At 38.3% G+C, this 1546-nt stretch carries 2 protein-coding genes; both read left to right on the top strand.

What is annotated here, in order from left to right; translation table 11 throughout:
- Positions 1-54 precede the first annotated feature (54 nt).
- Positions 55-375, top strand: a complete 321-nt coding sequence (locus FHS86_RS19125) for a transposase (RefSeq protein WP_429417674.1) — start codon at positions 55-57, stop codon at positions 373-375.
- A gap of 20 nt (positions 376-395) precedes the next feature.
- Entirely contained in the window at positions 396-1445 is a 1050-nt protein-coding gene (locus FHS86_RS19120; RefSeq protein WP_429417671.1) for a DDE-type integrase/transposase/recombinase, read from the top strand.
- Positions 1446-1546 lie beyond the last annotated feature (101 nt).

Genomic DNA, 1546 nt, shown 5'->3' with positions numbered 1-1546 from the left:
TGTTTTAGCCCCTTAAATCATCGGACAAAGATATAGATTTAAATCTGTACTTTTATGACGATGAAAAAGCGAAGTTTTACAAAAGAAGAGAAGCTAAAAATCATTAAAGAAGCTTCGGAAAACGGGATTAATGAAACCCTTGAAAAATATGGCATTTATCGTGCTTCATATTACGATTGGAAAAAGAAGTTTGAGCAAATGGGAGAAGAGGGCTTTACCCATGGGATGACCCCGGCCCAGCAGAAACGGATCAGGGAACTGGAAAAAGAGAACAATATGCTCAAACAGCTTCTCGCCGAAAAAGAACTTGAAAACAAACTTAAAGGCGACTTGCTAAAAAAGAAATATGCCTTGGAGAAAAAAAGGAAATTGTAACCAGGTATATTTTTCAAGGCATGAAGCGTGATACTGCATTATCTAACGCGGGCATTACCAAACATCAATATTACTATCGGCCAACAGGTAAAACAAGAGGCCGGAAAGCCAGTGATGTGACCTACAAAATTGATGGGGACAACGTTGATAAAGTTCCCAATAGCAATGTGGTTGAGTCTATAAAAGAAATACAAGAAGACCCTGATACCGATTATGGTTATCGTAAAATGACTGTTGCTTTGATGATAATAGGATATGTCATAAATCATAAAAAGGTGTACCGCTTGATGAAGGAAAACCAGTTGCTCAAAGACCTTGCGAAAAAAGCACAGAGGACTTTTGTCAAATACCGAAAGGTATTGCCCCGAGGGCCATTGCAAGTGATTGAAATGGATATAAAATATGTGTGGGTAAACCAATATAGCAGGTATGCCTTTGTTCTCACCATTATCGATACTTTTACCCGGGTTGTACTTGCTTGGAAGGTGGCTTATCAAATAAAACAGGCACTTGTCAAACAAATCTGGGAGAAAGTAATAAATAATTATCTGCAGCCTTACGACTGCTTAAACCGAAATATCCAGATTGAAATCCGCAATGACAATGATAGCCGTTTCATTGCTAAATCGGTACAGGCTTTCTTTGCTGAAAACCAATTGAACCAGGTATTCACCCATCCATATACCCCACAGGAAAATGGACATATTGAGAGCTTCCATGCTATTTTGTCCCAGAAGTTGAAAAGGTACAATTTCTGGTCATTGGAAGACCTTGAACAAACCCTTGTGTTGTTTTATGAAAAATACAACAACCATAGGTTACATAGTTCCGTCCTAAACCTGCCACCAATGGTGTTTTGGGACTGTTGGAACAAAAAACTGATCAAAACAGAAATAAATGAAGAAAAAAGAACAATGAAACATTTTTTAAAAATCCCTTATCACAAACTATCGGGCAATATGAGCTTGAGGGCAGTTCCTTGCTCTCAGCCAAAAACCCTCGATGGGTTTGAGGATGAGGAAAAAACAGAAATGATCGGCGCCGAAACATTTCATCAACCATCGGTATAAAAATCGCCGTCGGTTGTTCCTTGCTGTTGCAAATTTATAAAGAAAATAATATGTTTGTTTAACCATCTATACAAAAGTCCGATTTATAGGGGGCTAGACCA

Source organism: Roseimarinus sediminis (genome assembly GCF_050433125.1).
Taxonomy (GTDB): domain Bacteria; phylum Bacteroidota; class Bacteroidia; order Bacteroidales; family Prolixibacteraceae; genus Roseimarinus; species Roseimarinus sediminis.
Note: the sequence above shows the minus strand (reverse complement) of the source record. Positions and strands in the feature narration are given on the sequence as shown.